The organism is Enterobacter sp. Bisph1 (assembly GCF_000814905.1).
Lineage (GTDB): Bacteria > Pseudomonadota > Gammaproteobacteria > Enterobacterales > Enterobacteriaceae > Kosakonia.
Window position 1 is genome coordinate 1 of sequence record NZ_JXAG01000022.1, and the last position, 23,743, is coordinate 23,743.

Below are 23,743 nucleotides of genomic sequence, written 5' to 3' on the forward strand. Positions count from 1 at the left end.
ACTTCGTAATGAATTACGTGTTCACTCTTGAGACTTGGTATTCATTTAGCGTCCGAAGACGTTTAAGAATCCAGTCATCTGAGTGCCCACACAGATTGTCTGATAAATTGTTAAAGAGCAGTGCCGCTGCGTTTTTTGCTGCGGCGCGGGTTGCGTATATTACGTTTTCCCGCCGTGAAGTCAACTGTTTATTTTCAGATTTCTTCACCTGACCGGCCGGTTTGTTTGCCGTTGTGCCGTGTCAGTGGAGGCGCATTATAGGGAGTTAATTCCGGCTGACAAGCATAAATTTAAAAAAAATTACCGTTCGCTTAATTTTACGGCGCAACGGTCGCTAATCGGCCAAAGTGCGCTTTAACTGAGCGATTTCGCGGGCAAAAACCGCCACCTGCTGCCAGTCGGTATACACCACTTCCTTACTGGAATCCGTTTCACCGCCGGTCATCTTCATAATCAGTTGAATCATCAGGCGGTCATACCAGCGGTAATGGGGATAGCGCAACGCACCGGCAAACACCGCACAGTGATCGGGTTGCCAGGGTGAGGAGAGTAAAAATTTGCGCGTATAGCTATTCGTTTGCGGCGAACTCTTCTCGGGTTTACGCGCCACCAGGTTAACAGAGTAGAACGCACTCGGCCGCGCATTTAGCTGTTGCAGATGCTTTTTTACGAAATCATTCAGCGCCGGGTGATAATGGCCATAACGAATAGACGCACCAATCACCACGCGTTCATAATTTTCCCATGCTATATCCGGCGTGCGATTTAGGTTCACCACATCCGCATACAGGCCAAGCTCTTTCAGTTCAGAAGCCAGGTAAGAGGCAATTTCCCGCGTTTGCCCATCCCTGGTTGAAAATAGAATTAATGTTTTCACGTAACGCTCCCTTACTCGCGCCAGAAGGTCGGGGTAAACAGGACCAACAGCGTAAAGACCTCAAGACGACCAAACAACATGTTCGCAATAAGGATCCACTTCGCCACCGGGTTCATACTGGCGAAGTTGTCAGCCACCACCCCCAGCCCCGGCCCGAGGTTATTCAGCGTGGCGACTACCGAGGCGAAAGCCGAAAAATCATCGACGCCGGTAGCGATAATCGCCAGCATGCTAACAATAAACACCAGCGCGTAAGCGGAGAAGAATCCCCACACGGCTTCAAGAATCCGCTCCGGCAGTGCGCGATTACCCAGTTTAATGCTGTATACCGCATTCGGATGCACCAGACGTTTTAGCTCGCGATTACCCTGCTTGAAAAGCAGCAGGATGCGGATCACCTTCAGACCACCGCCGGTAGAACCGGCGCAGCCGCCGATAAACGCCGAGCACAAGAGCAGTACCGGTAAAAACAGCGGCCAGCGGGAAATACTGTCCGTGGTAAAGCCAGCGGTCGTCGCCATTGATACCACCTGGAAGAAAGCCTGATTTAAGGTGGTCATTGCCGAGTTGTAGACATTGTGGAACCACAGCACCGCGGTGCAGATCACCACCAGCGTCAGCTGCACGCCAATAAACATTCTGAATTCAGGATCGCGCGAATACACTTTCAGGCTGCGCCCGCTCAGTAATGAGAAGTGCAGGCCGTAGTTACAGCCGGAGATCAGCAAGAAAATCGCAATAATGGTGTTGATGGTCGGGCTATCGAAGTAGCCCACGCTGGCATCATGGGTTGAGAAACCGCCAATAGCGATGGTCGCGAAGCTATGGCCGATCGCGTCAAATGCGGGCATCCCGGCGAACCACAACGCCAGCGCACAGGCGACGGTCAGCAAGACATAAATAAGCCACAGGGTTTTGGCCGTTTCGGCTATACGTGGGCGCATTTTGTTGTCTTTCAGCGGGCCGGGCATCTCGGCGCGGTACAGCTGCATGCCACCGACGCCCAGAATCGGCAGTATCGCCACCGCCAATACGATGATCCCCATCCCGCCGAACCACTGCAGCATCTGCCGGTAAAAGAGAATGGCATGGGGCAGTGAATCCAGACCAACGAGGGTTGTCGCCCCGGTTGTGGTCAGGCCAGAGAAGGATTCAAAAAAGGCATCCGTTACCGTCAGGTTTGGGCTTTCGGAGAAGATAAACGGCAGCGCACCCACGCTCCCCAGCACCGTCCAGAACAGGACGACAATCAAAAAGCCTTCGCGGGATTTCAGCTCTTTTTTCTCGCGGCGGTTCGGCCACCACAGCATGGAGCCAATGGCCAGCGCAGCGAGAAAGGTTTGGGTGAAAGCTCGCCCGGCGCCATCACGGTATATAAGGGCAACCAGTCCGGGTAAGATCATCGTTCCGGAAAACAGGATAACCAGCAGTCCAACGATTCGGGTTATGGCGCGAAATTGCATCTCTGCCGCTTCCTTAGGTGTTCATAAAATCAGGTGGGGGATTATTCTTCAGTTTTTAACAATTGCAATGCGCCACGACTAAAATCAGCAAGCCTTGCTGAAAAAGCGTCCAGTCTGCTGTAAGGAAGCGCCACCCGCAGATGTACGGAAGCCTGATATTCGCTGGCGACAATTTTCCCCTCAAATTGTCCCAACAGCGTTTCCACTCCGGCCAGCTGCGCGTAATCGCACCACAAAGTATATTCGGTTAATGGCATTTTGCGGGTCGTGGTTAGCAGGCTTAACGCCTGCTGCACACCGCCGCCATAGGCTTTTACTAAACCGCCCGTTCCCAGTAGCACCCCGCCATAATAACGCACCACTACAGCAGTGATTTCACCCACACCGCTGCCCATCAGCTGTGAGAGGATCGGTTTACCTGCCGTACCCGCCGGCTCACCATCATCAGAAAAGCCCAGCTGCTGCGAATCATCAGGCGCACCGGCAACCCACGCCACACAATGATGGCGCGCGTCCGGATGCTCAGCCCGAACGGTGTCGACAAAGGCTTTTGCCGCGTCAACGCCGTCGGTATGCGCCAGCAAGGTGATAAAGCGGCTCTTTTTGATCTCCTCGCTAAAGGTGACCGGTGCCGCCGGGATCGGCCAGCTCTCCATTACGCGAGCTTCTGATCCCGCGTCATGTTTTCAATGCCGTTTTCGTGGATCACCACGTTATCTTCGATACGGATACCGCCAAACGGTTTCAACGCGTCAATTTTCTGCCAGTTGAAGTGTTTGCTGAGCGGGCCATCGCGCCAGGTTGCCAGTAACGACTCGATAAAGTAGATACCCGGCTCAATTGTCACCACCATACGCGGCTCCATCACGCGGGTGCAGCGCAGGTAGGGATATTTCGACGGCGCAGCCAGATGCGTGCCGCGGTCATCCTGCATAAAACCGGCGACGTCATGGACCTGTAAACCCAGCGGGTGACCTATACCGTGCGGCATAAACGGTCCGGTAATGTCCTGTTCGACCATCGCCTCTTCACTGATATCGGTGATGATTTGATGGCGACGCAGCAGTTTCGCAATCCGCTGATGGAACTGTACATGGTACTCAACGTAATTGACGCCCGCTTTCATAGTGTCGATCAGCGCCAGCTGTTCTTCATTAACGTCTTTCACCAGCTGCGCATAATCCGTATCGCTGTTCGCCGCCCAGGTGCGCGTCAGGTCAGCGGCATAACCGTTATATTCAGCTCCCGCGTCCAATAGAAAACTACGCATTTCCGCCGGTGCGCGATGATCAAGCTTCGTGTAATGCAGTACCGCGGCGTGTTCGTTCAGCGCCACAATATTCCCGTAGGGAACATCAGTGTCGCGGTGACCGGTAGCGGTCAGGTACGCCAGGTTGATATCGAACTCGCTCATCCCCGACTGGAAAGCTTCATGAGCCGCACGATGACCCATTACCGCTGTTTTCTGCGCTTCACGCATACAGGCCAGTTCATAATCGGTTTTATAGGCGCGGTAATAGTGTAAGAAGTCGATCACCTCTTTCGGGTTGATATTGCTCGCGGCAATATCGAGGCTTAACGCACGCTGTGGAACCGGCCCAATATAGGCGATGTTGCCGCGGGCGGCGGGCAGCTGGCTGCCAATATCGTCCGCTTTCGGTAGCGCAATAACCTCGACCTCTTCGGTCCAGAAACTGGTCGGCAACGGCTCGACGTTGTGCCAGTAATCAACGGGCAAATAAAACCACAGCTTCGGTTTATTCACGCCATCCACCAGCAGCCAGCAGTTCGCGACCTGCGTGACCGGTACCCAGGCTTTGAATTGCGGGTTCACTTTAAACGGATAAGCATGGTCATCAAGAAAGACATTCAACAGTTCGCCGGAATGAATAAGTAACGCGTCAAGTTGACAACGCGCTAAGACATCCCGGGTACGCTCCTGCAAAGTAACAATATGATTTTTATAAAGTTCAGCCAGCGAGTCCATCGTTTTTCCTTCTGTTTCTTGTGACCTCAAGTTTTCGCATCTTAGCACACCTGCCCATAACTGAGTGATTTCCGCCGAGCGTGATCGGCGCTGCATTTTTTTAATGACTTATTTGCAATTTATTAACATAAAAACCACACTCCGCTTCATCTGGTACGACCAGATCACCGTTGGATTCAGGAGACTGACATGCTCTACAAAGGCAATAACCTGTACCTCGACTGGCTGGAAGACGGCATCGCCGAACTGGTGTTCGATGCGCCTGGCTCAGTTAATAAGCTTGATACCGCCACCGTTGCCAGCCTCGGCGAAGCGCTGGACGTGCTGGAAAAGCAATCGGATTTAAAAGGGCTGCTGCTGCGCTCAGAAAAAGCGGCCTTTATTGTCGGCGCCGATATCACCGAATTCCTCTCCCTGTTCCTGGTACCAGAAGAACAGTTGAGCCAATGGTTGCACTTTGCCAATAGCGTCTTTAACCGTCTGGAAGATCTGCCGGTCCCCACCCTTTCCGCAGTGAATGGCTATGCCCTCGGCGGCGGTTGTGAATGCGTGCTGGCAACAGATTACCGCTTAGCCACGCCAGATCTGCGCATTGGTCTGCCGGAAACCAAACTGGGCATTATGCCAGGCTTTGGCGGCTCGGTGCGTATGCCGCGTCTGCTGGGCGCCGATAGCGCGCTGGAGATTATTGCCGCCGGTAAAGATGTTAATGCGGAACAGGCGCTGAAAATCGGTCTGGTTGACGGCATCGTCAAGGCAGAAAAACTGCGTGACGGCGCAATAGCCGTTCTGCGTCAGGCGATTAATGGCGATCTTGACTGGAAAGCAAAGCGCCAGCCGAAGCTGGAACCGTTGAAGCTGAGTAAAATCGAAGCCACGATGAGTTTCACCATTGCGAAAAGCATGGTGATGCAAACGGCCGGGAAACACTATCCGGCACCGATTACCGCGGTGAAAACCATTGAAGCGGCAGCGAAATTTGGCCGTGAAGAGGCGCTAAAACTGGAAAACCAGAGCTTCGTCCCCCTGGCGCATACCAATGAAGCCCGCGCGCTGGTCGGCATTTTCCTCAACGACCAGTACGTCAAAGCGCAGGCGAAGAAACTCACCAAAAATATTGAAACGCCGAAACATGCGGCGGTGCTGGGCGCAGGCATTATGGGCGGCGGTATCGCTTACCAGTCCGCCTGGAAAGGCGTGCCGGTATTAATGAAAGATATCAACGAGAAATCTCTCGCGCTGGGCATCAACGAAGCGGGCAAGCTACTAAACAAACAGCTGGAACGCGGCAAGATCGATGGCCTGAAGCTGGCGAATGTTATCGCAACCATCCAGCCAACCCTGGAATACGCTGGTTTTGAGCGCGTCGATGTGGTGGTTGAAGCGGTTGTTGAAAACCCGAAAGTGAAAAAGGCGGTACTGGCAGAAACGGAAGAGAAAGTGCGGACGGATACGGTGCTGGCTTCCAATACCTCCACCATTCCTATCAGCGAGCTGGCAAGCGTACTGAAGCGCCCGGAGAATTTCTGCGGCATGCATTTCTTTAACCCGGTGCACCGTATGCCGCTGGTTGAAGTCATTCGCGGCGAGAAAACCTCCGAAAGCACCATTGCGAAAGTGGTCGCCTGGGCGAGCAAAATGGGCAAAACGCCGATTGTTGTTAACGACTGTCCGGGTTTCTTCGTTAACCGTGTGCTGTTCCCTTACTTCGCCGGTTTTAGCCAGTTGCTGCGCGACGGTGCGGATTTCCGCAAAGTCGACAAAGTAATGGAAAAACAGTTCGGCTGGCCGATGGGCCCGGCTTATCTGCTTGATGTGGTCGGCATTGATACCGCGCATCACGCTCAGGCGGTGATGGCGGCAGGCTTCCCGCAACGCATGCAGAAAGATTACCGCGATGCGATTGACGCTCTGTTCGATGCTAATCGCTTTGGGCAGAAAAATGGCCTTGGTTTCTGGCGTTATAAAGAAGACAGCAAAGGCAAGCCGAAGAAGGAAGAGGACAGCGCGGTCGACGGCATGCTGGCAGAAATCAGCAAAGGTAAACAGGATTTCAGCGACGAGGAGATTATCGCGCGCATGATGATCCCGATGGTCAATGAAGTGGTGCGTTGCCTGGAAGAAGGCATTATCGCAAGCCCGGCAGAAGCCGATATGGCGCTGGTCTACGGCCTTGGTTTCCCTCCGTTCCACGGTGGCGCGTTCCGCTGGCTGGATACTGTCGGCAGCGCGAAATATCTCGATATGGCACAGCAGTATCAGCATCTTGGCCCGCTGTATGAAGTTCCGGCCGGGCTGCGTGAAAAAGCGCGCCATAACGAACCTTACTACCCTGCGGTTGAACCTGCGCGCCCGGTGGGCGATTTGAAAACGGCTTAAGGAGTCACAATGGAACAGGTTGTCATTGTCGATGCGATTCGTACCCCGATGGGCCGTTCAAAAGGCGGCGCATTCCGTCATGTGCGGGCAGAAGATCTCTCCGCGCACCTGATGCGTAGCCTGCTGGCGCGCAACCCGGCGCTGGACGCGACCGCTATCGACGACATTTACTGGGGCTGCGTGCAGCAGACCCTGGAACAGGGCTTTAACATTGCCCGTAACGCCGCGCTGCTGGCGGAGATCCCCCACTCGGTGCCCGCCGTGACGGTTAACCGTCTGTGCGGATCTTCAATGCAGGCGCTGCACGATGCTGCGCGCATGATCATGACCGGCGACGCGCAGGTCTGTCTGGTTGGCGGTGTGGAACATATGGGCCATGTGCCAATGAGCCACGGCGTGGATTTTCATCCGGGTATGAGCCGTAACGTAGCGAAAGCGGCGGGTATGATGGGGCTGACGGCGGAAATGTTATCGCGTATGCACGGCATCAGCCGTGAAATGCAGGATACCTTTGCTGCGCGTTCACATGCCCGCGCCTGGGCGGCAACGCAATCCGGCGCATTTAAAAATGAGATCATCCCCACCGGCGGTCATGACGCGGACGGGGTGTTGAAGCAGTTTAACTACGACGAAGTTATCCGCCCGGAAACCACCGTCGAAGCGCTGTCAACGCTGCGCCCGGCTTTTGATCCGGTCAGCGGCACCGTCACTGCCGGTACCTCATCCGCCCTGTCCGATGGCGCATCCGCCATGCTGGTAATGAGCGAAAGCCGCGCCCGCGAACTGGGCCTTACGCCGCGTGCGCGCATTCGTTCTATGGCGGTTGTTGGCTGCGATCCGTCAATCATGGGTTATGGCCCGGTACCAGCGTCCCAACTGGCGCTGAAAAAAGCCGGGTTATCTGCCAGCGATATCGATCTGTTCGAGATGAATGAAGCTTTTGCCGCGCAGATCCTGCCGTGTATTAAAAACCTGGGCTTGATGGAGCAGATCGACGAGAAGATCAACCTCAATGGCGGCGCGATAGCCCTCGGCCATCCGCTGGGCTGCTCCGGAACACGTATCAGCACCACGCTTTTGAATCTGATGGAACGCAAAGATGCACAGTTTGGTCTGGCAACCATGTGCATTGGTTTAGGTCAGGGGATCGCGACGGTGTTTGAGCGCGTGTAACGCGTGAGGTGAGTTAAAGACTGGGCCGGTAATCGCATCATTCCCCGACGGCATAAACGGTACTGCCGTCGGGGAGCGCATCAGCCAGTGCAGCAATATCCGCCCTGGCGAAGTGAAAAGTTAGTTGCCGTTCTTCCCGCCTGTCAGGGGCGGGCTTTTTAATGCGGTTTGGAAACGACGGCGATTAGATAAACGCGAACGCATCGCCAAACAGGCGATCCTCACGCGCACCGCGCTCATTACAGAACAGATCGCGGGCGATTTTTGCCATTTCGAAACGGCCTGCAATATAAATATCGTGTTCGGCCAGCGAACCAAAATCCTGCAACACCGCAGCCAGCACCGTGCCTGAACGCCCGCGCCACTCCGCTTCCGGCTGTTCGACCACCGGCACCACCCGCAGATGCGGATGATCTACCGACAGCGCTTCAAGCTCGGCCAAATCGTAAAGATGCTTCTCTTCCCGGCCGCCCCAATAAATGGTGATATCGCGATGAGGGTTTTGCTTAAGCGAGGTCAACAGAATAGAGCGAACATATGAGAAGCCCGTGCCGCCAGCAATCAGCACTATTGGACGCTCTTCATCATCACGCAGCCAGGCATCGCCGTGGGGAATATCGATAACGATTTCCCGGTCTTTCAGAATGCGATCCATCACCGCCATGGCGTAGAGATTCAGCTCGGAGGCGCCAATATGCAGTTCAATAAAATCGTGCTGATCCGGCGTGGAAGCCATAGAGAATGGGCGCTTGTCTCGCTCATCCATCACCACCATCAGGTACTGGCCCGCGCGGAAAGAAAAAGCCGCTTCCGGCACTAAACGGACACGATATACGGTATCAGTGATGGCATCTACGGAGGTCACTTTACAGCTTAAGGTTGTCATGCGCTCTCTCTGTCGGGTCTATTTTCGTCATTCAGTATGGCCAAATCATCCCAGATGGCGTCGATTCTCGCCGTCACTTCCGGGTCTTTCTTAATAGGGCGGCCCCATTCACGCTGGGTTTCCCCCGGCCATTTGTTAGTGGCATCCAGTCCCATTTTGGAGCCCAGCCCGGAAACCGGCGAGGCAAAATCCAGGTAATCAATAGGCGTATTTTCTACCAGCACCGTATCCCTTGCCGGATCCATGCGGGTGGTGATCGCCCAAATCACATCGTTCCAGTCGCGCGCGTTGACATCGTCATCGCACACGATAACAAACTTGGTGTACATAAACTGACGCAGGAAAGACCAGACACCCATCATTACGCGCTTAGCATGGCCCGCGTACTGTTTCTTGATGGTGACCACCGCCAGGCGATAAGAGCAGCCTTCCGGCGGCAGATAAAAATCAACGATTTCGGGAAACTGCTTTTGCAGAATAGGCACGAACACTTCGTTGAGCGCCACCCCAAGCACCGCAGGCTCATCCGGCGGGCGGCCGGTATATGTGGAGTGATAAATCGCATCTTCACGCTGCGTAATATGGGTAACGGTGAACACCGGGAAACTATCGACTTCATTGTAATAGCCGGTGTGATCGCCATAGGGCCCTTCCGGCGCCATCTCACCCGGCTCAATATAGCCTTCCAGCACGATTTCTGCACTGGCGGGAACTTCAAGATCGTTCGATACGCACTTCACTACTTCCGTTTTCGTCCCGCGCAGAAGCCCGGCGAAAGCATATTCAGAAAGGGTATCCGGCACCGGCGTTACCGCGCCAAGAATGGTTGCCGGATCGGCACCCAGCGCCACTGCGACGGGGAAACGTTCCCCCGGATGCGCCGCCTGCCACTCCTGAAAATCCAGCGCGCCGCCACGATGGGAAAGCCAGCGCATGATTAATTTATTTTTACCGATCAGCTGTTGGCGATAAATCCCGAGGTTTTGGCGCTCTTTGTGCGGCCCGCGCGTCACGGTTAAGCCCCAGGTGATCAACGGCGCAGCATCTTCCGGCCAGCACTGCATAATCGGGATTTTGCGCAGATCGACCGCGTCGCCCTGCACCACTTTTTGCTGGCATGGCGCGCCACGCAGCCGTTTGGTTGGCATGTTCAGCACTTGCTTGAACTGCGGCAGCTTATCGAAGAGATCGCGGAATCCTTTTGGCGGTTCGGGTTCTTTCAGAAACGCCAGCAGCTTACCCACTTCACGCAGGGCGCTGACATCCTCCTGCCCCATTCCGAGCGCAACCCGTTTCGGCGTGCCAAATAAATTGCACAGCACCGGCATGGTGTAACCTTTCGGATTTTCGAATAGCAACGCCGGGCCGCCCGCACGCAGGGTACGATCGGCTATTTCCGTCATTTCCAGATAAGGGTCAACCGGCAGAGTGATGCGCTTCAGCTCGCCCTGCTGTTCAAGCAGCGTCAGGAAGTCGCGTAGGTCGTTGTATTTCATGCGGTCTATTATCGCCTCCAGGTAAGGGGCATATTATACGGTGTTCGCCGGGCGGTTGCTGTATTTTTGTTAAATCCGCGTGAATTACAACGCCATCTTTAGCCACGAGTTATAATCAACTTAGCCATCACGCTGCGGTTTTGATATTCTTGCGCCCGAACTTACGGAAATGAGTGTTTATGCGATCCTGGTATCTTCTTTACTGCAAACGTGGCCAGCTTCAGCGCGCCCAGGAACATTTAGAACGCCAGACGGTCAGCTGTCTGACGCCTATGATCGCACTCGAAAAAATGGTGCGCGGCAAGCGCACAACGGTCAGCGAGCCGCTGTTCCCAAACTATCTGTTTGTCGAGTTTGATCCCGAGGTTATTCACACTACCACCGTTAATGCCACGCGTGGCGTTAGCCATTTCGTCCGCTTTGGTATGCATCCAGCCACCGTGCCGCAATCCGTTATTCAGCAGCTTTCGCTCTATCAGCCGGAAGGCATTACCGATCCTGACACGCCCTATCCTGGCGATGATGTGGTGATAACCGAAGGCGCCCTCGAAGGGATTCAGGCTATTTTTAAAGAGCCGGACGGCGAAGCGCGTTCCATGCTGTTATTACACCTGCTCAATAAGCAGGTGCTACAAAGCGTCAAAAATACGGACTTCCGCAAGGCCTGATTCGCCGCGTTAAAAATTCACACCAAATAACTGCCGCACGTTGCGATCCGTCACGGTACTTAGCCATTGGGCATCTTCGCCGCGAAGCTTCGCAACGGTGGCAAGAATATGCCCTAACACGGCAGGTTCATTACGCCGTGATGTAGGTTTTGGCTGTAGATCCCGCGGCAAAAGATACGGCGCATCGGTTTCAATCAACAGCCGTTCAGCGGGAATAATCGGCACCACTTCGCGCAACTCCAGCCCGCGTCGCTCATCACACACCCAGCCGGTGATACCAAGGTAGAGACCGCGTTCGAGGCACTCCCGCGCTTCCTGCGCCGAGCCGGTAAAGCAGTGCAGCACCGCGCCGGGCAGTTTATCCAGCCACGGATCGAGCAGCGCCAGGAAGCGTGGATGTGCATCGCGGCAGTGTAAAAATACCGGCATATTGAGCTCGGCGGCCAGCGCCAGTTGCGCCTCAAAAGCGTACTCCTGCTCCTGCGGCGTTGAGAAGTTACGGTTGAAATCCAGCCCGCATTCGCCCACGGCGACCACCTCTTTTGTGGCGGCTAACAGGCGGATCGCCTGCGCGGTTTCCTCCGTCCAGCCGCTGCTGTCGTGAGGATGCACCCCAGCCGTCGACCAGCTCTGAGGATAATGCTGCGCCAGCTGCTGCGCCTGCTGGCTTTCATGCAGATTCGTTCCCGTCAACAGCATACCCGCTACACCCGCCGCGTGCGCCCGCGCCACGATCTGATCCCGGTCGTGAGCAAACTGGCTGCTGGTTAAATTCACACCAATATCAAACATGCTTTTCCCCATACAACAACCGCCCTGGCGGGCGGCTGAATGTTACTCTTCGTTGGCTTCTGTTTCGCTCTCGTCATCGGGCACCCGACGTTTGCCAACGTAGAAGCGCGCGAAGAAGACGCCGACTTCAAACAGGCAATACATCGGTATGGCCAACAGCGTCTGCGAAAAGACATCCGGCGGCGTCAGTAACATGCCAACCACGAACGCGCCCACCAATACGTACGGGCGTTTTTGACGCAGATCCGCTGGCGTGGTGATGCCCATCCAGCATAACAGCACAATGGCGACCGGCACCTCAAATGAGACGCCAAAGGCCATAAACAGCGCCATCACGAAGCTAAGGTAGCTGGCGATATCGGTGGAAACCTGCACGCCTTCCGGCGCGGTATGGGTCAAAAAGCCGAAAGCCAGCGGGAAAACCACGAAGTAGGCAAACGCCATACCGATGTAAAACAGCAGCGAGCTGGAAACCAGCAGCGGCACCACCAGACGGCGTTCATGTTTATACAGCGCCGGTGCGACAAATGCCCACACCTGATACAAAATGACCGGCGCGGAGAGGATCAGCGACACCATAAAGGTCAGTTTGATTGGCGTAAAAAACGGCGAGGCGACATCGGTCGCAATCATGGTTGCGCCCAACGGCATCTGTTTAATGAGCGGCGCGGAAACCAGTTGATAGATATCATTCGCGAAGTAAACCAGCGCGAGGAAAATTACGATCACGGCGATCATGCAGTTCAGCAGTCGCTTACGTAATTCAATAAGATGTGCGATCAGCGGTTGGGTATCGTCTACAGCCATGTTCAGGATTTATCACTTGAAGAAGGTGTGGAGTCGGAAACCGGCGCGGCCTCTTTGTGTGCGGTAGCCACCTGCGGCGCTTTTTTCTCTTCTGCGACGTCGGGCACCTGCTGCGGCGAGCTGGCCTGATGCTCAGCGGCGGCAGGCGTTACGCCTTCGTGCTGCGCTTCGTTATCTTTTACCACCGGATTGTGAATGGTATGGGCTTCATCGCTCGCTTTTTCCGCGTCGTTAGCGCTATACGAGCGCTTCATCGATTCTGCGGCGTGACGCAATTCGTCCATCGACTGTTTTAATTCCGGCGTCAGGTTTTCCAGGCTCGCTTTTTCCACCTTTTTCAGGCTGTCCTGGAACTCCTGCAATTTCAGTTCCTGCGTCAGTTCATTCTGCACCGTTGTCGCCAGCGAACGCAGCGCACGAACCCAGCCGGCTACCGTGCGCACAGCGACGGGCAACCGTTGCGGCCCGAGGACCACAAGGCCAATAACGAAAACCAGCAGCAGTTCGCCAAAACCTATATCGAACACGAATTACACCTGCTCTTTGTCGTGACGTTTTTCGTCTTTTTTAACGTCGTCGGATGGTTTGCTTTCGGAGAGAGATTTTGTTGTAAAATCTGCATCCTGCACCGATTTATCCTGCTTTTCCCCTTTATCGTCATCGCTCATGGCTTTTTTAAAGCCTTTGATGGATGCGCCAAGGTCAGAACCAATCGAGCCAAGCTTTCGGGTGCCGAACAGCAGCACAACGATAACCGCAATAATCAACAACTGCCAAACACTGATACCACCCATACATAGTCCTCTGTAACAGATGATGTTAAAAATAGGCCCCAGTATACACTTTATCCTTCGAACTGCCTCTTTACTGACAGCTTCTGTGTATCAGACCACAACCAGGCTGGTGGTTCGCTTAACGCGTTTTATACCAACCTAAAATCCAGGCCAAACCGCCGCCCGCCATAAGCCAGGCGGGAGTAAAACCCCATTCAGGACGATTGATCAGCAATAAAGTCCCGCTCAATAGCAGCGTAGCGCCAATACCAAACAGATAACGTGATTGCCCTTGCCGCACATGGTTGACATGCAGTTCATTGGCGATTCTATCCACGCTCTGCTGAATATGCCTGCCTTGTTGCAATCCGTTGAAGATCAGTTCGGGAATTTCCGGCATTTTTTCAATCCAGAACGGGCCTTTCTCTTTTATCGCCCTGACCAGAGCGGGAATGCCCACCTGATCTTTGATCCAGGTTTCAAGAAAAGGTTTCGCTGTTTTCCACAAATCGAGCTGGGGGTAGAGCTGTCGACCGACGCCTTCAATATAGAGCAGCGTTTTTTGCAACAGCACCAGCTGCGGCTGCACTTCCATATTAAAGCGACGCGCCGTATTAAACAGGTTAAGCAGCACATGGCCGAAGGAGATTTCCGCCAGCGGCTTTTCGAAAATCGGCTCGCAGACGGTACGAATGGCGAATTCAAACTCTTCGACGTTGGTATCGGGCGGAACCCAACCGGAATCGACGTGCAGTTCCGCTACTTTACGATAATCGCGGTTAAAGAAGGCGATAAAGTTCTCCGCCAGATAGCGCTTATCTTCTTTGTTCAGCGAGCCGACAATGCCGCAATCAATGCCAATATACTGCGGATCTTCCGGGTGCTCGTAGCTCACAAAAATATTGCCCGGATGCATGTCCGCATGGAAAAAGCTGTCGCGGAAAACCTGGGTGAAAAAGACCTGCACACCGCGCTCCGCCAGCAATTTCATATTGGTGCCGTTTTTCTCCAGTGCGGCAATATCGGAAACCGGAATGCCGTAAATGCGCTCCATCACCAGCATATCCTGGCTGCAATAATCCGAATAGATTTCCGGCACATACAGCATGGGGCTGTTTTCGAAGTTGCGGCGCAGCTGGATAGCGTTAGCGGCTTCGCGCAGCAGATCCAACTCATCGATAAGCGTCTTTTCATACTCACGTACAACTTCGCGCGGGCGCAGACGGCGACCATCGGGTAACAGATGCGGCACCCAGCCCGCCAGGCGATAGATCAGTTTCAGATCCGCCTTGATAACCGGCATGATATCGGGGCGAATAACCTTAATCACCACCTCTTTGCCGTTCTCTTTCAACCGTGCCGTGTGTACTTGCGCGATAGACGCCGAGGCCAGTGGTTCAATAGAGAAATCGTCAAACCAGGTTTCCACCGGTATATCGCCCATCGCTTTTTCAATCTGCTTTTTGGCCAGATGACCATCGAAAGGGGCAACGCGATCCTGCAGCATTGCCAGCTGATCGGCAATCAGTGGCGGAAAGAGATCGCGGCGGGTTGATAGCATTTGCCCGAACTTAATCCATACCGGACCCAGCTCCTGCAAAGCAAGACGCAGGCGTACACCCAGCTCTTTTTCTTTATGCCGGTTCGGCATCCAGAACAGTGTCCGCCGCCAAAGCCGCAACGGCAGGGTGAGACGCATAATGGGAATGAGTTCATCAAGACCGTAGCTTAAAAAAGTCTGAATGATGAAGTAGAGGCGCCGTATTTCTCCAGGCGTCATTTGCCCTCCAGTTTATCCAGGCGTTTAGCCAGAGCTTCTACCGCCCGTTGTACGGCAGCCGTTTCTTCAGCAAACCAGGCCACTTCCAGCGCTCCCGGCGCAACACGCCACTCTTCCGTTAACACGTCGGCGACATAACGCTGCTGGCGTTGAAAGCGATGGCGCATAAAACGCGCGCCGCCGCGCAGAAATTTCGAGATGCCCTCGGCGGCAATATCCCCGGTCCAGGGCGCGAGAATTTCAGCAGCATCAAATTCGGCTAAATCCATCAGCGACACCAGATTTTGCACAACCTGAATATCTCCCTGCACTTCCAGCTCGCCGCTGCGAATAAGCGCCGTCAGTTGCTGGCGGTCTTGCAGCTTCGGCAGCACGCGCAGTTGGGTCAGTACGGTACAGTCGGCTTCGCCTTCCCACTCGCCTAACACATCAATCTGCCGCTCGCTGAACACCAGCACAAACGGTGAGGAGAACTCCTGCAGCGACACACGCAACACCTTGCCATACAAACGCTGGCGCGCGCTTTTCAGTGCGCCTTCGCGGTATAAGAACGTATTCAGTACGCGTTCGATGCCGGCGGCAACCATCGGCTTAAAGGGCATACGCACTCCTGTCAGAATTTGTAGCCACGGTGCAGGGCAACAATCCCGGCGGTCAAATTGTAGTAATCCACGTTTTCAAAACCGGCATCCTGCATCATCGCTTTCAGGGTATCCTGATCGGGATGCATGCGGATCGACTCCGCCAGATAGCGGTAACTTTCCGCGTCGTTTGCCACCATCTGACCAATGCGCGGCAGAATATGAAAAGAGTAAGCGTCGTACACTTTGCTCAATGGCTCAATGACCGGCTTGGAAAATTCCAGCACCAGCAGACGACCGCCTGGTTTCAAAACACGAAACATCGAGCGCAGCGCTTTCTCTTTTTCCGTCACATTACGCAGACCAAAGGAGATAGTGATGCAATCGAAGGTATTGTCCGGGAAAGGTAATGCTTCGGCATTGGCCTGAACGTATTCAACATTGCCAATCACGCCGAGGTTGCGCAGCTTTTCGCGCCCCATTTTCAGCATTGAATCATTGATGTCTGCCAGCACAACCTGGCCGGTTTCGCCGACAAGACGGGAGAACTTCGCCGTCAGATCGCCGGTACCGCCCGCCAGATCGAGCACTTTTTGCCCGCGACGTACGCCGCTGCAATCAATCGTAAAGCGTTTCCATAAACGGTGGATGCCCATCGACATCAGGTCGTTCATCACGTCATATTTGGATGCAACCGAATGGAAAACATGCGCCACCATATCCGCTTTATTTTCCTTGGCGACGGTCTGAAAACCAAAGTGGGTTGTCTCTTTTGAATCTTCCGCCATCTTAGTGCCTGCTCATTAAGAATATGTTTTTGAAGTGTATCAGATTGCAGACGATTGCCCTACGTTTCAACCACCCGTAGAGACCTGCGCACCCGGCTCGTTGTCCGCCTGCTGGCTTGCTAATGTATTGTCTTCAAAGCGATCGAGAGAGTCGTTTTGCCCCGATCGCAGACGAAACTCTTCGTCCTGCGCCTGGGCTTCAGACGCCAATTCCGGATTAATCTCGCGTTTGATTTCCACACCCAGCCCGCGAAATGCTTCCGCCTGGGCCAGCAAATTCCCGCGCCCCGAACTGAGTTTTTTCATCGCCTGCCGGTAGTTATCCTGGGCTTTATCCAGACTCTGGCCAATGGATGACATATCGTCAACAAACAGGCGCATTTTGTCATACAGACGGCTCGCCCGTTCTGCGATCTGCTGGGCATTGCGGCTCTGGTGCTCGTAACGCCACAAATTAGCGACGGTGCGCAGCGCCACCAACAGCGTCGTCGGGCTGACCAGCATAATGTTATTTTTCAACGCTTCGGTGATCAATTCAGGCTGTCTGTCGAGGGCAATTAAAAAAGCAGGCTCAACGGGGATAAACATCAGCACATAATCCAGGCTGCGCAGCCCCGGCAACTGCTGATAATCCTTACGTCCCAGCAGGCGAATATGGTTGCGCACAGAGGCGATATGCTCCTGCAGCGCGCCTTCGCGGGTAAATTCATCGTCGGCATTGAAGTAACGCTCGTAGGCCACCAGCGTCATTTTAGCGTCGATGACCACATCTTTGCCCTGCGGCAAACGGACAATTACGTCCGGCTGCATCCGGGCGCGGCTGTCATTCTCAATGCTGACCTGGGTTTCATACTCATAGCCTTCGCGCAGACCGGAGGCTTCCAGCACGCGCGTTAGCACCACTTCGCCCCAGTTACCCTGGGTCTTGTTATCGCCTTTCAGCGCGCGCGTCAGGTTAATCGCCTCCTGCGCCATTTGCGCATTCAGCTGTTGCAGGTTGCGGATCTCATGAGCCAGCGTATGACGCTCGCGGGCTTCCTGACCAAAGCTCTCCTGCACCTGGCGGCGAAAACCATCAAGCTGCTCGCGCAGCGGCGTTAGCAAGCCGTTCAGGCTTTGACGGTTCTGTTCATCGACGCGGCGGTTGCTGTGCTCAAAAATACGGTTCGCCAGGTTTTCAAACTGTTCACTCAGCCGCTGCTCGCTGCTGTGCATCTGGCGCAGCTTCTCTTCGGCGTGTAGCTGCGTGGATTCGAGCCGGGTTGTCACTTCCCGCAGATCCGCTTCCAGCGAGCTATTAATATGCTGCAGGCTGCGCAGTTCGTTATTGAGCAGCTCACACTCTTCGCGCCAGTGGTCATTTTGCACAATCTGCTGACGTGCGGCGCTCAGCTCGCTGAATACATCACGCTGCTCGGCGAGCAAATCCGCCTGCTGCTGCGCCCCGCGCCAGCTCGCCGCCAGCCAGCCGACCAGTAAACCCGCCAGCGCAACGGCTGCCATGACGATGATTGAAGTGTCCACCACGCCTCCTGAGTGATAACGCATCCGGGGGGAATTGTGCTGTATAAACGTCCAGTTTGGAAGGGGTATTCCTGCGAAGCATTACGCAAAAAGAAAAGGCCGAACGCGTCGGCCTTTATTTGAGATGGGGGAACTACAGCAGGCGGCGGGCGGCTTCTACAACAATTTTCACCGCGTGGCTTTCGGTCTGCTTCATGGTTTCAGCATTCGGGATCTCTTGCTGGGTGCGGTTAACAATCACCCCGGCCACCATCCCGGCGCGCAGACCCTGACTTGAGCACATGGTCAGCAGCGTGGCGGATTCCATTTCATAGTTCATCACGCCCATGGATTGCCACTCTTCCATCGAGCCTTTAAAGCGGTTCACGACGCGACCGGAGAAGGTGTCGTAACGCTCCTGACCCGGATAGAAGGTATCAGAAGAGGCGGTCACACCGATGTGTTTAGTTGCGCCAATCGCATCCGCTGCCGCGACCAGCGCGGTAGTGCAAGCGAAATCCGCTACCGCCGGGTACTCCATCGGTGCAAAGTGCAGGCTGGCACCATCCAGACGCACGGATGCGGTAGTGATCAGGACATCGCCGACGTTGATATGCGGCTGAATCGCGCCGGTTGTCCCCACACGCAGGAAAGTACGAATGCCGAGCTGCGCCAGCTCTTCAACGGCGATAGAGGTTGACGGTCCGCCGATACCGGTCGAGCAAACGATAACCGCTTTGCCGTCCAGCTCTGCGCGCCAGCTGGTAAATTCACGATGGGATGCCAGGTGGACCGGCTTATCCATAAGCGCCGCGATCTTTTCCACACGCTGCGGATCGCCAGGGACGATGGCCAGCGTAGCCCCTTGTAAATCGTTTTTGGTGAGGCCGAGATGAAAAACATCAGACTTGGACATAACAGACTCCTCTGTGGTCGGTTTTATCAGTAGAGGCAAAAAGATACTTTACAGAACGCACGGGCACGATTTCGTGACTGACATCACCATGAATAAAAATGGTTGCATATGATTTCCATAAAATAGTGATTCAAATCACATTATAAAGTTACATCCAGCCACTCAGCAGCAAAGATAGACTACGTTGTCGCGATTTGCGCGCGCGGCAGGTCTTCCCGTCTATAGTTATTGAAGCGCTAAAAAAGGTATGGAGAATGCCATGACAACCAATAACCCATCAGGCTTTGCACCTGCGGCTTCACCCGTTGCATCAACCGTCGTTCACACCTCCGAAGACGCTGTGATCGCGGGCGAAACGTCTATTCCGACCCAGGGCGAAAACATGCCCGCTTTTCATGCCCGGCCGAAAAATGCCGAAGGTCCGCTACCGATTGTGATTGTGGTACAGGAAATTTTTGGCGTACATGAGCATATCCGCGATATTTGTCGCCGTCTGGCGCTGGAAGGTTATCTGGCTATCGCGCCGGAACTTTACTTCCGTCAGGGCGATCCGAACGATTTCGCCGATATTCAAACCCTGTTCAGCGGCCTGGTAAATAAAGTGCCGGATGCGCAGGTGCTTGCCGATTTAGATCATGTTGCCAGTTGGGCGGCACGTAACGGCGGTAATGCGCACCAGCTGTTGCTGACGGGTTTCTGCTGGGGTGGCCGCATCGCCTGGCTCTACGCCGCGCACAATCCGCAGTTAAAAGCGGCAGTGGCCTGGTATGGCAAACTGGTGGGGGAAAAATCTCTTAACTCGCCGCACCATCCGGTGGATATTGCCACCGAGCTTACCGCACCGGTGCTCGGATTGTATGGCGCGCAGGATACCGGTATTCCGCTGGAAAGCGTAGAAACGATGCGCCAGGCCCTTAGAGCCGCGAACGCCACGGCGGAAATTATCGTCTACCCGGAAGCGGGTCACGCGTTCAATGCCGATTATCGTCCGAGCTACCACGCAGAATCCGCCGCCGACGGCTGGCAGCGGATGCTGGACTGGTTTGCGCAGTACGGGAATAAGTGATGTTACGCGCCGGGTTGATGCCCGGCGCCCTTCATGCCGTTTCCAGACGCCAGCCCTGCTTCAAGCGGACGCAAACGGTCTGATACGCTGGCAGCGGCGCGAAATGAAACGCGCTCAGGCTCTGCCCATCACGCAGACGTAATTCAAGCAGATAGCGCTCACCCTGATAGATGCAGCTTTGCACTTCAGCGCTCAGCCCTTCGTCCGTTATCTGCACATGCTCGGGACGCACCAGTACCGGCTGGTGAGACGTTCGGTCACTCTCTGTCAGACCCGTATGCAGCTGCGCGCCATCTAACTGTTGTGCACTCGCCGACGTTGCCAGCATCAGCACGCTGCCTTGACCAATAAACCGTGCTACCCAACCGTTTTGCGGCCGCTGGTACAACTCTTGTGGCGTGCCCCACTGCATAAGCTCGCCGCGATGCATCACCGCAATATGGCTGGCAAGGGCCATCGCTTCCGCCTGATCGTGGGTGACATAGATAAAAGTAGCGCCAGTGCGGCGATGAAAATCGCGAAAGGTCTGTTCCATAGTGGCGCGCAGATGGCGGTCAAGATTCGCCAATGGTTCATCAAGCAGCATCACCTGCGGTTCTGCCACCAGACAGCGCGCCAGCGCCACGCGTTGACGTTGTCCACCGCTAAGCTCCTGCGGCGAACGTTCGGCAAACGCCCCCAGCTCGACGACCTCCAGCGCGTCCATCACCTGCTTATGGCGTGCCGCACCGTTCACTTTACGCAACTTCAGCGGATAGCCGACATTCTCGGCCACCGTCATATGCGGCCACAGGGCGTAAGACTGAAATACCATTCCCATATCGCGCTGCTCTGGTGGCGTATGCCGCGTTTTATCTGCCAGCAACCGATCCCCCAGCCACACGCGGCCGTCGCTAAGCTGCTCCAGCCCGGCGAGGATGCGCAGCGTGGTGGTTTTCCCACAGCCGCTCGGCCCCAGCAGTGCGGTAAACGCCCCCTCGGGAAGGGTCAGATCCAACTCGCGCACCACGCTCTGCCCGGCAAAATCTTTACTCAGGCGCTCCAGCCTCAGCTCTGCCATGGGATCACTCCTTTCGGTAAATAACGACCCAGCGCGCCGAGCAGCAGCATCACCAGTGCGACAAGGGCGACAATCAGGACAGAAAGCGCCGATGCCAGTACCTTGTTCCCGCTCTCGTCGAGGTTAAAAATTACTACCCCCAGCGTCTCGTTGCCAGCGCTCCACAGCAGCGCCGACACGGTCAGCTCATTGACCGCAGTGAGAAAGACCAGCAGCGCGCCGGCAAACGCCGCAGGGGCAAGCAACGGCAGTACAATATGACGCAGCCGCCGGGAGAAATTGGCACCCGCCAGACTGGCAGCCTCCTCCATTGCCGGATCAAGTTGCAGCATGCTGCTGTGTACCGGCTTCAGGCAAACCGTGAGAAAACGAGCAAGGTAGGCAAAAAAGATAATCCCTAGCGTGCCGATCAGGCTGATTTCCAGCACCGGCAAGGGCCTGGCAAACAGCAGAATGCAGGCAATCGCCAGCACCACGCCTGGCAGCGTATAGGGAATGTCGATCATACTGTGCAACCAGCGCAGCGGTCGGCTCGGGTAGCGCACCAGCAGCCATGCCAGCGGCAGACTGATAAGCATCAGGATCGCGGCGGCAGAGATCGATAACAGCAGGCTGTTGCTCAGAGCACGCAACGTGGCGCTTTGTGAGTCGAAGATGCTGTGCCAGGCCGCAAAGGTCAGCGTCTGGCTGTTGAGCGGTACGCCAAGGGTTGGTACCAGCGAGGTCGCCACCAGCGCCAGCAACGGGGCAAGGAGAATGGCGCACAGCACCGTTCCCAGTAGCATTTCAGTCGCCCGCCGCCATTTACCCAGCGTAAAACCCAGCGCGCGCCCCGCCATACCTATCAACGGCAGTGCATAACGGCGCTGCATGCGCCCTTGCAGCGTCACGATACCAATCGCCAGTACGCCCATCAGCACCGATAGCGCCGCCACTTCATTCAGCATGGACGGACCAAAGCTGGAGAGGGTCTGATAGATATGCACCGGCAGAACAAAGTAGGAGATCGGGATACCGAGCATGGCCGGAATACCAAAATTCCCCAGCGCCGAGACAAAGGCGATGGCCGCACCGCCCCATAATGCGGTGCGACACAGGGGTAATACGATGTCGAAGAACACCCGCCACAGCGATGCACCATGCAGCCGGGCAGCTTCGATATGCTCTTTTGGCAGGCATTGCAGTTGGGTGCGCAGGGCCAGAAACACCAGCGGCGCATGCTGAATACCAAGCAGTAACGCAATGCCATTCGCCGAATAGAGCGGATTCTCGCTGCCGAAGCCTGGCGCGATGCCGAGGCTATTAAGCAAAATGCTGCCGGGGCCAAACAGTTGCAGCCAGCTTAATGCGGTGATTTGCGGCGGGATCATCATCGGCAGCATAAACAGAAACACCCACATCTGTTTACGGCGGATATCCGTTAACGCCAGGCAAAAAGCAAACAAGCTACCCAGCAATAGCGACAGTATTGTGCCAAGTCCGCTGGTATACAGGCTGTGCCACAGCGCAAGCCAGGTGGCGGGATTGCTCAGCACACGCCACAGGCTGCTGTCGCTGCCGAGCCGCCAGTCCACCAGCGCAGAAATCAGCAACCGCAGGCTGGGCAGCAGGCTCAGTAATGCGACCAGGCACAATAACAGCCAGAGCAGCCCTTTTGTCGGGCCGCTACTGTTACGCTGAGGCAAGGTTATGCCGCTCATTACTTAGCGGTTTCCGAACAGGTCGGCAAAGCGCTTTTTGTTGCTTTCGGTATCGGCGAGCGCTTGCGCGGCATCAAACGGCATCAGTTTTATGCTGTCGCGCGGCGGGAAACCGGCGGGCACAGGCAGATTACCGTCGGCGGGCAGGTAGCCCTGGGAGAGCACCAGTTTTTGTCCTTCGTCCGAGAGCACAAAATCGATAAACGCTTGCGCCGCCTGCGGATTTTTCGCCTCTTTCATCATCGCTACCGGCTCGGTAACAATGCTGACGCCCTCTTTCGGGAAGACGAAATCAATCGGCGCGCCTTTGGCTTTTTCGCGGATCGCCAGATAATCCACCAGCACGCCGTAAGCTTTACTGCCGGAGGCAATCGCGCTCATCACCGCGCCGTTACCGCTTTGCGGCATCGCGCCGTTCCCTTTGAGCTTCTCATAATATTGCCAGCCGAGCGCCGGATCGTTCATTAGCGTCGCCTGGTGGATCTGCGCGGCACCGGAGTACAGCGGGCTGGGTAGCGTGGTCATGTTTTTCAGCTCCGGCTTTAGCAGATCCTGCCAGGACGTTGGCTTAATCGGAGCTTTGGTATGATAAGCAATGCCGGTGGTAATTAATTTGGTGCCGTAGTAATAACCGTCTTTATCGTACAGCTGGGCATTAAAGCGCGCCGCTTCGGGAGATTTATACGCTGCCAGCAGATTTTTTTGCTTCAGAGATTCCATGGTCACGCTATCGGCAAGCAGCAGCACATCCGGGGCTGCGCCTCCGGCGGCTAGCTCAGCCTGCAGTCGCGCGGTGAGTTTACTGGTTCCATCGCGGATCCATTTCACTTCAATGTCGGGGTGCGCTTTTTCAAAAGCACCGACCGTCATCTGGGCATCTTCGTTGGGTTGGCTGGTATAGAGCGTCAACGTGGATTTGGCGAACGCCGACGTGGTAATGATGGCCAGCACTATCGACGCCAGCACACTTTTTTTCCTCATGGTGCAATCCCCTCTGTTTTCGTTGCGACGATTAAAACAAGGCAGTTTGACAGAAATGTTACAGAAG

At 55.2% G+C, this 23,743-nt stretch carries 22 protein-coding genes; 4 read left to right on the forward strand and 18 right to left on the reverse strand.

The features are described from left to right. Nucleotides 1-334 precede the first annotated feature (334 nt). Genes hemG through pepQ form a run of 4 tightly spaced genes read right to left on the reverse strand, consistent with a single transcriptional unit; the run spans nt 335 to nt 4,327 of the window. On the reverse strand, nt 335-877 hold the full coding sequence (gene hemG / locus RW65_RS02165; RefSeq protein ID WP_039055013.1) for a menaquinone-dependent protoporphyrinogen IX dehydrogenase: 543 nt from the start codon (nt 875-877) through the stop codon (nt 335-337). An 11-nt stretch (nt 878-888) separates the two neighbouring features. Then, nucleotides 889-2,340, reverse strand: coding sequence for a Trk system potassium transporter TrkH (gene trkH, locus RW65_RS02170; protein ID WP_039055014.1), 1,452 nt, complete (start codon nt 2,338-2,340; stop codon nt 889-891). A gap of 41 nt (nt 2,341-2,381) precedes the next feature. Then, nucleotides 2,382-2,996 carry an IMPACT family protein gene (locus RW65_RS02175; RefSeq protein ID WP_039055015.1) on the reverse strand — a complete coding sequence of 205 codons (615 nt, stop codon included), beginning with the start codon at nt 2,994-2,996 and terminating at the stop codon, nt 2,382-2,384. Further along, a complete protein-coding gene (pepQ, locus tag RW65_RS02180; protein WP_039055016.1) occupies nt 2,996-4,327 on the reverse strand; it encodes a Xaa-Pro dipeptidase in 1,332 nt (443 codons plus the stop codon). The genes RW65_RS02175 and pepQ overlap by 1 nt, the downstream gene beginning before the upstream one ends. Nucleotides 4,328-4,516: 189 nt before the next feature. Here pepQ and fadB point away from each other — a divergent pair, with 189 nt between their 5' ends. Both fadB and fadA read left to right on the forward strand, forming a co-directional pair. After that, on the forward strand, nt 4,517-6,706 hold the full coding sequence (fadB, locus tag RW65_RS02185) for a fatty acid oxidation complex subunit alpha FadB (RefSeq protein WP_039055017.1): 2,190 nt from the start codon (nt 4,517-4,519) through the stop codon (nt 6,704-6,706). Nucleotides 6,707-6,715: 9 nt separating this feature from the next. Beyond that, complete coding sequence (gene fadA / locus RW65_RS02190; protein WP_039055018.1) at nt 6,716-7,879, forward strand: acetyl-CoA C-acyltransferase FadA; 1,164 nt, start codon at nt 6,716-6,718, stop codon at nt 7,877-7,879. 184 nt (nt 7,880-8,063) lie between these two features. Here the strand turns inward: fadA and fre are convergent, their stop codons facing one another. Together fre and ubiD are read right to left on the reverse strand one after the other, a co-directional pair. Continuing rightward, on the reverse strand, nt 8,064-8,765 hold the full coding sequence (gene fre, locus RW65_RS02195) for an NAD(P)H-flavin reductase (RefSeq protein WP_039055019.1): 702 nt from the start codon (nt 8,763-8,765) through the stop codon (nt 8,064-8,066). After that, a complete protein-coding gene (gene ubiD / locus RW65_RS02200; protein WP_197058857.1) occupies nt 8,762-10,270 on the reverse strand; it encodes a 4-hydroxy-3-polyprenylbenzoate decarboxylase in 1,509 nt (502 codons plus the stop codon). Before ubiD ends, fre begins: the two co-directional genes overlap by 4 nt. Nucleotides 10,271-10,440: 170 nt before the next feature. Between ubiD and rfaH the strand changes: the two genes are divergently transcribed. Then, a complete protein-coding gene (rfaH, locus tag RW65_RS02205; protein WP_039055021.1) occupies nt 10,441-10,929 on the forward strand; it encodes a transcription/translation regulatory transformer protein RfaH in 489 nt (162 codons plus the stop codon). A gap of 9 nt (nt 10,930-10,938) precedes the next feature. Here rfaH and tatD read toward each other — a convergent pair whose 3' ends face one another. The 9 genes from tatD to udp all read right to left on the reverse strand — a co-directional run bounded on the left by tatD (nt 10,939) and on the right by udp (nt 18,869). Then, nucleotides 10,939-11,721 (reverse strand): 3'-5' ssDNA/RNA exonuclease TatD, encoded by a 783-nt coding sequence (tatD, locus tag RW65_RS02210; RefSeq protein ID WP_197058856.1) that lies wholly within the window; start codon nt 11,719-11,721, stop codon nt 10,939-10,941. 42 nt (nt 11,722-11,763) lie between these two features. Then, nucleotides 11,764-12,528, reverse strand: coding sequence for a Sec-independent protein translocase subunit TatC (gene tatC / locus RW65_RS02215; RefSeq protein ID WP_039055023.1), 765 nt, complete (start codon nt 12,526-12,528; stop codon nt 11,764-11,766). Between the two features lie 2 nt (nt 12,529-12,530). Further along, nucleotides 12,531-13,055: a Sec-independent protein translocase protein TatB gene (gene tatB / locus RW65_RS02220; RefSeq protein WP_039055024.1), complete on the reverse strand. Its 525-nt coding sequence runs from the start codon at nt 13,053-13,055 to the stop codon at nt 12,531-12,533. A gap of 3 nt (nt 13,056-13,058) precedes the next feature. Further along, nucleotides 13,059-13,322, reverse strand: a complete 264-nt coding sequence (gene tatA, locus RW65_RS02225; protein ID WP_039055025.1) for a Sec-independent protein translocase subunit TatA — start codon at nt 13,320-13,322, stop codon at nt 13,059-13,061. A gap of 118 nt (nt 13,323-13,440) precedes the next feature. Then, complete coding sequence (gene ubiB / locus RW65_RS02230; RefSeq protein WP_039055026.1) at nt 13,441-15,081, reverse strand: ubiquinone biosynthesis regulatory protein kinase UbiB; 1,641 nt, start codon at nt 15,079-15,081, stop codon at nt 13,441-13,443. Further along, nucleotides 15,078-15,683, reverse strand: a complete 606-nt coding sequence (ubiJ, locus tag RW65_RS02235; protein ID WP_039055027.1) for a ubiquinone biosynthesis protein UbiJ — start codon at nt 15,681-15,683, stop codon at nt 15,078-15,080. Before ubiJ ends, ubiB begins: the two co-directional genes overlap by 4 nt. Before the next feature lie 11 nt (nt 15,684-15,694). Beyond that, nucleotides 15,695-16,450, reverse strand: coding sequence for a bifunctional demethylmenaquinone methyltransferase/2-methoxy-6-polyprenyl-1,4-benzoquinol methylase UbiE (gene ubiE / locus RW65_RS02240; RefSeq protein WP_039055030.1), 756 nt, complete (start codon nt 16,448-16,450; stop codon nt 15,695-15,697). 66 nt (nt 16,451-16,516) lie between these two features. Next, nucleotides 16,517-17,974 carry a DNA recombination protein RmuC gene (gene rmuC, locus RW65_RS02245; RefSeq protein WP_039055031.1) on the reverse strand — a complete coding sequence of 486 codons (1,458 nt, stop codon included), beginning with the start codon at nt 17,972-17,974 and terminating at the stop codon, nt 16,517-16,519. 133 nt (nt 17,975-18,107) lie between these two features. Further along, on the reverse strand, nt 18,108-18,869 hold the full coding sequence (gene udp, locus RW65_RS02250; protein ID WP_039055032.1) for a uridine phosphorylase: 762 nt from the start codon (nt 18,867-18,869) through the stop codon (nt 18,108-18,110). Nucleotides 18,870-19,128: 259 nt separating this feature from the next. Here udp and RW65_RS02255 point away from each other — a divergent pair, with 259 nt between their 5' ends. Then, nucleotides 19,129-19,935, forward strand: coding sequence for a dienelactone hydrolase family protein (locus RW65_RS02255; protein WP_039055033.1), 807 nt, complete (start codon nt 19,129-19,131; stop codon nt 19,933-19,935). Nucleotides 19,936-19,966: 31 nt separating this feature from the next. On the opposite strand, the gene RW65_RS02260 is transcribed toward RW65_RS02255, so the two are convergent. Genes RW65_RS02260 through RW65_RS02270 form a run of 3 tightly spaced genes read right to left on the reverse strand, consistent with a single transcriptional unit; the run spans nt 19,967 to nt 23,676 of the window. Beyond that, nucleotides 19,967-20,995: an ABC transporter ATP-binding protein gene (locus RW65_RS02260; protein WP_039055034.1), complete on the reverse strand. Its 1,029-nt coding sequence runs from the start codon at nt 20,993-20,995 to the stop codon at nt 19,967-19,969. Further along, entirely contained in the window at nt 20,983-22,695 is a 1,713-nt protein-coding gene (locus tag RW65_RS02265) for an ABC transporter permease (protein WP_052250262.1), read from the reverse strand. The genes RW65_RS02260 and RW65_RS02265 overlap by 13 nt, the downstream gene beginning before the upstream one ends. A gap of 3 nt (nt 22,696-22,698) precedes the next feature. Continuing rightward, the gene (locus tag RW65_RS02270; RefSeq protein ID WP_039055035.1) at nt 22,699-23,676 is read right to left on the reverse strand and encodes an ABC transporter substrate-binding protein; all 978 of its coding nucleotides are present in this window, start codon (nt 23,674-23,676) and stop codon (nt 22,699-22,701) included. Between the last annotated feature and the right edge of the window lie 67 nt (nt 23,677-23,743).